Annotated in this window: 11 protein-coding genes; 8 read left to right on the forward strand and 3 right to left on the reverse strand. The window is 57.2% G+C overall.

Going from position 1 to position 8,086, the window contains the following annotated elements:
- The 6 genes from T370_RS25790 to T370_RS0120190 all read left to right on the forward strand — a co-directional run.
- Nucleotides 1–235, forward strand: a 235-nt coding sequence (locus T370_RS25790; protein WP_034507283.1) for a hypothetical protein, incomplete at its 5' end; no start/stop codon positions are given.
- Between the two features lie 243 nt (nt 236–478).
- Nucleotides 479–1,915, forward strand: a complete 1,437-nt coding sequence (gene thrC, locus T370_RS0120170; RefSeq protein ID WP_029436811.1) for a threonine synthase — start codon at nt 479–481, stop codon at nt 1,913–1,915.
- 215 nt (nt 1,916–2,130) lie between these two features.
- Nucleotides 2,131–2,319: a ferredoxin gene (locus T370_RS0120175; RefSeq protein ID WP_005028128.1), complete on the forward strand. Its 189-nt coding sequence runs from the start codon at nt 2,131–2,133 to the stop codon at nt 2,317–2,319.
- A gap of 116 nt (nt 2,320–2,435) precedes the next feature.
- Nucleotides 2,436–3,125: a hypothetical protein gene (locus T370_RS0120180; RefSeq protein WP_005028127.1), complete on the forward strand. Its 690-nt coding sequence runs from the start codon at nt 2,436–2,438 to the stop codon at nt 3,123–3,125.
- Entirely contained in the window at nt 3,125–3,526 is a 402-nt protein-coding gene (locus T370_RS0120185; protein ID WP_005028126.1) for a hypothetical protein, read from the forward strand. Before T370_RS0120180 ends, T370_RS0120185 begins: the two co-directional genes overlap by 1 nt.
- Nucleotides 3,501–4,130 carry a tetratricopeptide repeat protein gene (locus tag T370_RS0120190; RefSeq protein WP_005028125.1) on the forward strand — a complete coding sequence of 210 codons (630 nt, stop codon included), beginning with the start codon at nt 3,501–3,503 and terminating at the stop codon, nt 4,128–4,130. The genes T370_RS0120185 and T370_RS0120190 overlap by 26 nt, the downstream gene beginning before the upstream one ends.
- A gap of 157 nt (nt 4,131–4,287) precedes the next feature.
- Here T370_RS0120190 and T370_RS25255 read toward each other — a convergent pair whose 3' ends face one another.
- The 3 genes from T370_RS25255 to T370_RS0120205 all read right to left on the reverse strand — a co-directional run bounded on the left by T370_RS25255 (nt 4,288) and on the right by T370_RS0120205 (nt 5,343).
- On the reverse strand, nt 4,288–4,512 hold the full coding sequence (locus tag T370_RS25255) for a hypothetical protein (protein WP_156034473.1): 225 nt from the start codon (nt 4,510–4,512) through the stop codon (nt 4,288–4,290).
- A gap of 68 nt (nt 4,513–4,580) precedes the next feature.
- The gene (locus T370_RS0120200; protein WP_029436812.1) at nt 4,581–4,859 is read right to left on the reverse strand and encodes a hypothetical protein; all 279 of its coding nucleotides are present in this window, start codon (nt 4,857–4,859) and stop codon (nt 4,581–4,583) included.
- A gap of 232 nt (nt 4,860–5,091) precedes the next feature.
- On the reverse strand, nt 5,092–5,343 hold the full coding sequence (locus T370_RS0120205) for a hypothetical protein (protein WP_016360648.1): 252 nt from the start codon (nt 5,341–5,343) through the stop codon (nt 5,092–5,094).
- A gap of 283 nt (nt 5,344–5,626) precedes the next feature.
- Between T370_RS0120205 and glmS the strand changes: the two genes are divergently transcribed.
- Together glmS and T370_RS0120215 are read left to right on the forward strand one after the other, a co-directional pair.
- Nucleotides 5,627–7,450, forward strand: a complete 1,824-nt coding sequence (glmS, locus tag T370_RS0120210) for a glutamine--fructose-6-phosphate transaminase (isomerizing) (RefSeq protein WP_029436813.1) — start codon at nt 5,627–5,629, stop codon at nt 7,448–7,450.
- Nucleotides 7,451–7,617: 167 nt separating this feature from the next.
- Nucleotides 7,618–8,019 carry a DUF302 domain-containing protein gene (locus T370_RS0120215; RefSeq protein ID WP_009380162.1) on the forward strand — a complete coding sequence of 134 codons (402 nt, stop codon included), beginning with the start codon at nt 7,618–7,620 and terminating at the stop codon, nt 8,017–8,019.
- Nucleotides 8,020–8,086 lie beyond the last annotated feature (67 nt).

The raw sequence follows: 8,086 nt of genomic DNA on the forward strand, positions 1-8,086 counted from the left end.
AGGGGAAGGGGAAACTTTCTTCAGAAAGTTTCCCCTTCCCCTCCCCAAACCCCACCCCATCCTCTTCAAAGACTTTCGACGTTATCGAATCCCTGTTCGCAGGGATTTTCGTGTGGGCCGAAAGAGGGGGGTGATGGGCGTTTTGGGAAAAGAGGACCGTATTTTTTTAGATGGCAAAGGGAGAAGAGGGAAGGCAAAACAACAAAGGCTTGCCTCCCGTTGCTTTTTTCCTTAGGACCTCAGAAAAAGAACATAATCTCCGAATCCCGCAGAACCTCCGGAGGAAGGGTAAAGCCCTTCACGTTTCCGGCGGTACTGAGGGCGTTTTGGGGGAATTCGACCCAAAGGGCGGCGACGCCGTGGCCGTTGGGTGGGCTTGCGGGCCTTACAAGGATCGCAAGCAGAGCGATTCTCCAAAAACAGGGGCAAGGGGCGGTAGCCCTTTGCCGCCGGAGGCGTACCTCAATACGGAGCGACCATGTCCGATCAGTTTCCGACCTACCGGGCGCAGATGGAATACGTGTGCCTCGGCTGTGGGGCCCGTCACCCCATTGATGAATTGCTGTATACGTGTCCGAGCTGCGGTGGCGTATTCCTGCTTGAAGACACGACCTTCGACAAACTGAAGGAACACGGCGGCGCATATTGGCGCAACCTGTTCGACAGCCGGACTGCCACCCGGAACACGGCCCTGCGCGGCGTGTTCCGGTTTTATGAGCTGATGGCCCCCGTGCTGGAGCAGGAAGACATCCTGTACCTCGGCGAAGGGAACACCCCGGTCGTGGACGGCGCTCCCGAACTCCAGAAGAAGCTGAATGCCTCGTTCGCGTTCAAGAACGACGGCCAGAACCCGAGCGCTTCCTTTAAGGATCGCGGCATGGCCTGCGCGTACAGCTATTTGCGTGCGCTGGTCCGCAAGCACGGATGGGACGAGGTGCTGACCATCTGCGCCTCTACCGGGGATACGTCGGCTGCCGCGGCTTTGTACGGCGCGTATGTGGGGCATCCCATCAAGACCGCCGTGCTGTTGCCGCAGGGCAAGGTGACGCCTCAGCAGCTTTCCCAGCCCCTCGGCTCCGGCGCGACCGTGCTTGAGGTGCCCGGCGTATTCGACGACTGCATGAAGGTCGTCGAGCATCTGGCCGAGCACTACCGCGTGGCCCTGCTCAACTCGAAGAACAGCTGGCGTATCCTTGGGCAGGAATCCTATGCCTATGAAGTCGCCCAGTGGTTCAACTGGGATCTGGCGGGCAAGATCCTGTTTGTCCCGGTGGGCAACGCCGGGAACATCACGGCGGTCATGTCCGGCCTGCTCAAGATGCGCCGTCTTGGCATCATTTCCGATTTGCCGCGCCTGTTCGGGGTGCAGTCCGAACACGCCGACCCGGTGTGGCGTTATTACAGCAAGCCCAAGGCCGAACGCGTGTACAATCCCGTGACCGTCCGCCCGAGCGTGGCGCAGGCCGCCATGATCGGCAACCCGGTGTCCTTCCCCCGCGTGAAGGCGCTCGTCGACGCCTACGAGGCTGCGGGCGGCGAATTCGGCGTGGTTCAGGTGACCGAGCAGGCCATCATGGATGCGACCATCCTCGCCAACCGGCATGGGCATATCGTGTGCACGCAGGGCGGCGAATGCCTTGCAGGCCTGCTCAAGGCCCGCGAAGAGGGCAGGGTGGCCGCCGGGGAAAAGGCAGTGCTCGATTCGACGGCGCACGCGCTCAAATTTGCAGGATTCCAGAATATGTATTTTACCGACACGTTCCCGCCGGAATACGGCGTCGCGCCCGACGCGAGCCTCGCCAACCGGCCTTCGCTGGTGGTCGATGCCGCCGAGAAGGCGCGGCTCTCCGCTGAGGAGTTTACCAGGGCCGCCGCAAAGGCTGTCGCCGAGCGCTTGGAACTTGCCGGAAAATGATTATTGTCTGGACAGGGCGGTGTCGAAACGGGAGAAAAGCCGTTGCCGGGAGAGCCTTGGCAGCGCGCGGAAACAAGGGCCGCAAGGCTTTCCCGTCGTTTCTCAAAACACTTGACACCCTCCTGTTCGGACGCTAAGGCAAGGATGACGGCACGACAGTGCCTGTGGTCGAGAAACTCAGGATCGATTTGATCCAAAACTTGGAGGAAATGACAATGTCTTGGAATGTTACTGTTGACGCTGACAAGTGCGTGGGTTGTGGCGAATGCGTGGACGTCTGTCCTGTTGAAGTGTACGAAATGACCGACGGCAAATCCAGCCCGGCCCATGCCGAAGAATGCCTCGGCTGTGAATCCTGTGTCGAAGTGTGCGAACACGACGCCATCAACGTTGAAGAAAACTAAGCATTGAAATGCCGCCGCCCGCAATCGCGATTGAGGGCGGCGGTTTGTGCGAGAGGAAGGAGCTTTTTTTCAAGAGGCCCCTTCCTTTTTTTACACTCTTACCTATTATAGATCCTATGATCAACATCATGCCCGAGCTTACCCCTGTGTTCACTGCGTACGAGGCACTTGTTGCTGAAGCCGACGCGGTGTTTGCCCGCGTTGGCGAGATGCACCCGGACTGCGTGACCTGCAAGCCCGGTTGCAGTGATTGCTGCCACGCCATGTTTGACCTTTCGCTTGTCGAGGCCATGTACCTGAACGCGCGGTTCATCGAAAAGTACGACTTCGGCCCCGAGCGTTCCCGCATCCTTGAGAACGCCGGGAGTGTGGATCGCAAGCTGACTCGTATGAAGCGCGACTATTTCCGCGAGCTGCGCGATGCCAAAGGTTCTGAAGACGCCATGGAGCACATCATGGAAGAGGCCGCCAAGGCCCGCATCCGCTGTCCGCTCCTCGATTCGAACGATCAGTGCGTGCTTTATGACTACCGCCCCATCACCTGCCGCCTCTACGGCATCCCTACGGCGATAGGCGGCAAGGGGCACGTGTGCGGCCAGTCGAATTTCGCTGCCGGAGCCAGCTATCCGACCGTCCATCTGGACAAGATTCAGGAACGGCTGGACCGCCTCAGCGTGGAAATCCGGGATCGCGTGCAGTCCCGGTTCAAGGAGCTGCATGAGGTCTTCGTGCCCGTGTCCATGGCGCTTCTCACCAACTACGACGACGCTTATTTGGGTATAGGCCCGGCGCCCAAGGAGTCTTGATGATTTCCGCCACCATGTTTCGAGACAGCACCAAGCAGGAGCTGACCGAGGAGCAGGAACAGCTCAAGCGCGAAATTTACGAGCGCATGAATCCCCGCCGGAGGAAGTTCATCGACCGTATCGGCTACGATGAATGGGATCCCTTCCAGAAGCCCAACGACCCGATGGATATCCGCGTCGATCCGAGCAAGCGCACCACGCAGCAGCTGTTCCGCGGGTTCATGCATTCGCTCGGCGAACGCACCGAGGGCAATGACTTCAACAAAGGCGCTCTCGACTGCGCGCTCGGGATTGTGAACAGAGACGAACGCTACCTCGGCATCTACGAGTTCTGCGTATGGTATTATAAACTCCTGAAGAAAGAGGGACTGATCGATGAAGGACCGGTACGAGAATCTTGACGAGTACATCGCCGACCTGCGGGCCGCGCTCAGCCAGAACGACGGTTGCGCCAATCACCATTACAATCTTGGCGTAGCCTTGCTCAGCAAGGGCGACTTTGTGGCGGCGGAAGAATCGTTTCTCGCCGCGGTCCGCAATTCGTCCCATCTTGCCGAAGCCTACGTGCAGCTTGGCGGCATCTGTCTGCAGCGCGGCGATCTCGAAGGCTGCCTGCGCTACAATGAGGAAGCGGCCAATTGCCGCGCCAAGTTCCCCGTGCCGTGGAGCAACATCGGCTTTGTGCATTTGCAGCGCGGCGAGCCCGAAAAGGCCATCAGCGCCCTGCAAAAGGCTCTGAAATGGGATGCCGAATTCATTCAGGCGATGGCGACTCTCGGCGCTGCCTACTACATGAACGGCCAGTACGACGAGAGCATCAAAATCAGCGAAAAGGCCATTGAAAAGCAGCCCGGATTCGCGCCCGCGTGGAACAATCTGTCCCTCGCGTGGTTTGAAAAGGGCGATTACGACAAGGCCGCCGAATATGCCGACAAGGCCATCGAATTCGGCTTCGATGTGCGCCCCGAATATCTTGAAGAAATCGCCGCCCATCGCAACAAGTAAGGCGAGGGGGTTACCGGGGGAGGGAGCTTTTTGTAAAAAGCTCCCTCCCCCGGACTCCCACCCGCAAAATGTTGACTGGTGGTGAGGTTATACGGCAGGAGTTCCTGTTATGGAAAAAGGTTCCCGGAATATTCCGGGAACTTTTTTTATGCAGTTGCTAGAGGGGCTCAAGGGCAATGGCTTTTCTGTGATTTTTCATTTTCCCTAAAACCGCCAGCAGATATTCGATGATGTTGGGCGGCTTTGGAGAGGAAGGGATGGGGCGAGCCGTGCTGGCAGAGCAGGGGAAGGGAACACGTTTTTCCAGCAGATGTTTTCCTTCTCCAGTCTTCTCTTTCTCCAATTGGAAGACGTAAAAAATCCTGATGCGAAAGAATCGCATCAGGATTTTTGTAAGCACAACAGATGGACTGTTCTGTTCTGGATCTGTTTTATGGGATGGATTACATGTTATTCTTGTGATTCAGACGTCTTTTTCTGTTGAGAAGCAGCGTTATCGTGTTTTTTAGTAACTTTCTTCTGCTGTTTTGTGTTTACATGTTGAGCATTTTTCTTTTCCTGATTCTTTACAGCGTGAGGAGCTTTCTTTTGCTGATGTGTGGCAGGGTCCTGTAGCGCCTGTTCATTGGCAGTTGCCATGCCGTTATTGGCTTCAGCAGCGAAGGTCATTCCACAAGTTGCAGTCATACCAAAGAACGCGAGAACCAAAAGTGCAATCATTTTTTTCATAAAAGGTACTCCTTGGGCGCGGCTATTGTCACCCTTCCTTTGATAAGTCAATAGAGTTTTTTTTATCCGTAACATGCCGTAGCGTTACGTGATTTTTCCCGAAAAAAGGGCTGAAGGGGAGCTCGCGCGGGGAAGTTTGAGGAGGGCTCCAAAAGATAAGGTGCGGGACGACGACAGCCGCGGCGAAGTCATCCGCCGCGGCTGTCGTATCTACTTATAACTATATGGAAATTTAATACCAAATGCTCTTTAGCTGATCCTTGGTATAGCCCTTGCCTTCCATGCACCATTCGAAATAGTTGCTCCACGGGAGCTGATCGCTCCATGAATAGCGGCTCCCGCCGATCATGGAGTTGGTCTGCTCGGTGCAGGAACGCTGCGCATCCTGAAAGGCTTGTTCTTCAGGGGTAAGCGCCTTGGTGGCGCAGCCGCCGAGCATGAGGAGGGCAGTGGCAAAAATGGCGGTCTTCAATATGGTATTCATAGTATCCTCCTGAAATAAATAAAAACTCTGAAACAGCAGGCTGAAAATGGCTTTTTCTGTCCGTGTAGTGGAATATACGGTGAATTTACGGGACATCAATGAAAATCATCTTAATAATAACCTAGTTGGGTGATTTCAGAAGCGTATCGGGGCGTATTTACAACGTGCCCTTTTTCTATCACACTGGAACTCTGCCTGAAAACAGGCTGTAAAAAGAAACCACTGCTCTCGGCGGCGCATGGAGCCCCGACGGCATTCCCGTGAACGGAAGGAGCAATACTGCATGTGCGGAATTATTGGTTATGCCGGACATCGTCCGGCTGTTCCGGTCATCATCGAAGGCTTGCGGCGCCTTGAATACCGCGGGTACGATTCCGCTGGAGTCGGTTTTATTCAGGGGAGGGAACTCAAGGTCATCAAGGCTGAGGGCAAATTGGCGGCTCTGGAAGAAAAGCTCGCCCACTATCCCAACACTGTCGCCATGAACGGCATCGGGCATACGCGCTGGGCCACGCATGGCGTGCCCGCCGAACGCAATGCCCATCCTCATATCGGCGGCAACAACGAACTCGCCATCATCCACAACGGCATCATCGAAAACTTTCAGGAGCTGAAGGAAGGCCTGCTCGCCAAGGGCTATGTCTTCAAATCCGAAACCGATACGGAAGTCCTGGCCCATCTCATCGCGGAAGGCCGCAAGCACAACCCCACGCTGCTTGAAGCCTTTGCCTGGGCTCTGCGTCAGGCCCACGGCGCGTATGCCGTGGCGGTGATCTGCCCCGATGAGCCGGGGACCATCCTTTCCGCGCGCATGTCCGCTCCCCTGATCCTCGGCGTGGGCGTGGGCGAGCATTTCATTGCTTCGGATATCCCGGCGTTCCTGCCCTATACGCGTGACGTCGTTTTTCTGGAGGACGGCGAAATCGTCCGCATCACGGACGCCACGTGGCAGGTGCTGTCTCTCGAGACGCTCGAGCCCGTCCGGAAGGAAGTGCAGACCGTCCAGTGGGACATGCAGGCCGCACGGAAAGGCGGGTTCAAGCACTTCATGCTCAAGGAAATCTTTGAACAGCCCAAGGTTATCTCGGATTGCCTTGCCGGGCGTGTGGACGAAGAGAAGGGTATGGTCGTGCTGCCGGAGCTCGACGGGCTTCCCGTCCCCTCTCGCCTGCGGATCATTGCCTGCGGGACCTCGTACCATGCGGGCATGTGGGGGCAGCACCTGCTTGAGAACTGGGCGCGTATGCCGGTCGTCCCGGAAATCGCGTCCGAGTTCCGGTACCGCAACGTTATCCTTGAGCCTGACGACATGGTCCTTGTGATCAGCCAGTCCGGGGAAACGGCGGATACGCTTGCGGCGCTCCGCCTCGCCAAGGAAAAGGGCTGTATCGCCATCGCGCTGTGCAACGTCGTGGGATCGTCCATCCCGCGTGAGGCCGATGCGGTGATCTATACGCAGGCCGGACCGGAAATCAGCGTGGCATCCACCAAGGCCATGTGCAGCCAGATGGTCATCATGGCGCTCATCGCGCTCTATTACGGACAGCGTAAGGGGTTGCTTGACGCCAAGACCCGCCATGAAGCGCTCGCCGCCCTGCACGGCTTGCCGAAGCAGATCGAGGATGCCCTGCCCGCCATGCGGGAAACGGCACAGATGCTGTCCCCGCTGTATGCGTCCGCGCACAGCTTCTTCTATCTGGGGCGCGGCCATGCCTTCCCCCTCGCGCTGGAAGGCGCTCTCAAGTTGAAGGAAATTTCCTACATCCACGCGGAGGGGTATGCCTCCGGAGAGATGAAGCACGGGCCCATCGCCCTGATTGAACCGGAATTCCCGACCTTTGCGCTTGCCTTCAATGATGCGTTGTTTCCGAAGGTCAAATCGAATATCGTGGAAGTGCAGGCCCGCCGCGGTCCGGTCATCGCGCTGGCCAACCCCGGAGCGGATCTGCATGTGGAGCACCTGTGGACGATTCCCTCCGCGTGGGGCCCGTTCAACGCCTTTTTGGCGCTTCCGGCCATGCAGTTGTTCAGCTATGAAATGGCCGACTATCTCGGCAAAGACGTGGATCAGCCCAGAAACCTCGCCAAGAGCGTGACTGTCGAATAACCGGCATCCGGCGAGGGCTTCCTGACCGTCGCCGAATACCTCCCAAAGGAAAAGGAAGGTGGCGGAGCATCGTTGATGTTCCGCCCTGTTTCATTCGGAACGTTTTCATGGAAAGCCTCCTTCGGAGAAGGGACTTTTCCAACGAACCTTCAAAAAAAGGAATGGTCATGCATACCACGGAAGGACTCGTGTCCAAGCCCTGTGCGGGTAGTGTGGAAACAGTCTGGAATCGTTTGCTTGAAACGCTCAAGACCTTGAACGTTCCGTTGTTCGCTACGGTGGACCACGCCGCCAACGCGCGTGCCGCCGGGTTGTTCATGCCCGAAACCCGCGTGGCCTTTTTCGGCAAGCCCGCGGTCGGGACGCATCTGATGCTGGAGCGCCCCGAGGTTGCCCTCGAGCTGCCTCTGCGCATCGTGATTTCCGAAGTCCCCGGCGAAGGGACAATGCTTTTCATGCCCGACATCCTGTGGCTTGCCCATCGCTACGGCATTGATCCGCAGCTCGACAGCCTCAGGAAGACCCTTGGTTTTATGGCCCTTGTTTCCGACAAGGTTTGTGGGGATTAGGGGATGAACCGGGGGAGGAGAGAGGAAATCTTTCTTCAGAAAGGTTTCCTCTCTCCTCCCCCGGACC

Origin of the sequence: Bilophila wadsworthia ATCC 49260, from assembly GCF_000701705.1 — a bacterium.
In the GTDB taxonomy this organism is placed as follows: domain Bacteria; phylum Desulfobacterota; class Desulfovibrionia; order Desulfovibrionales; family Desulfovibrionaceae; genus Bilophila; species Bilophila wadsworthia.